Source organism: Alcanivorax sp. HI0083 (genome assembly GCF_001635175.1).
Genome location: NZ_LWFX01000313.1, coordinates 1 through 1,060, shown reverse-complemented (window position 1 = coordinate 1,060; position 1,060 = coordinate 1). Strand labels below are relative to the sequence as shown.

Below are 1,060 nucleotides of genomic sequence, written 5' to 3'. Positions count from 1 at the left end.
AGGCCACCCCTGGTTCACCTTCAAGGATCCGTGCAACCTGCGCAGCCCGCAGCAGCACGTGGGCGTGGTGCACTCCTCCAACCTGTGCACCGAGATCACCCTGAACACCAACCAGGAAGAAATCGCCGTGTGTAACCTGGGTTCCGTGAACCTGGCCCAGCACGTGGACGAAAACGGCCTGGATATCGAGAAGCTGCAAGGCACCATCAACACCGCCGTGCGCATGCTCGATAACGTGATCGACATCAACTACTACAGCGTGCCCCAGGCGGAGCGTTCCAACATGAAGCACCGCCCGGTGGGCCTGGGCATCATGGGCTTCCAGGACGCCCTGTATAAGCAAGGCATCAGCTACGCCTCCGAAGGCGCCGTACAGTTTGCCGACAACTCCATGGAAGCGGTGAGCTACTACGCCATCCAGGCCTCCGCCAAACTGGCCGAAGAGCGCGGCGCCTACCAGACCTTCGACGGTTCCCTGTGGAGCCAGGGGGTACTGCCCATCGACTCCATCGAGATCCTGGTCAAACAGCGTGGCGAGGACTACTGCAAAGTCGATCGCAGCCAGACTCTGGATTGGGACAGCGTGCGCGCCATGGCCAAGAAAGGCATGCGTAACTCCAACGTCATGGCCATCGCTCCTACCGCGACCATCGCCAACATTACCGGGGTCTCCCAGTCCATCGAGCCCACGTACCAGAACCTGTACGTGAAATCGAACCTGTCCGGCGAGTTCACCGTGGTCAACCCGTACCTGGTCAGCGCCCTGAAAGAGCGCGGCCTGTGGGACAACGTGATGGTCAACGACCTGAAATACTACGATGGCTCCGCGCAGCCCATCGAACGGATTCCGGCAGACCTGAAAGAACAGTTCCGCACCGCCTTTGAAGTGGAGCCGCGCTGGTTGGTGGAAGCCGCAAGCCGTCGCCAGAAATGGATCGACCAGGCTCAATCCCTGAACCTGTACATCGCCGAAGCGAACGGCAAAAAGCTGGACGTGACCTACAAGATGGCCTGGTTGCTGGGACTGAAAACCACCTACTACCTGCGCGCCATCGGCGCC

The 1,060-nt window shown here is 60.3% G+C and carries 1 protein-coding gene; it reads left to right on the top strand.

Features of this window, described 5'->3' with window-relative positions:
* A partial coding sequence (locus A3754_RS03315) for a ribonucleoside-diphosphate reductase subunit alpha (RefSeq protein WP_063518845.1) occupies positions 1 to 1,060 on the top strand: 1,060 nt, incomplete at both ends.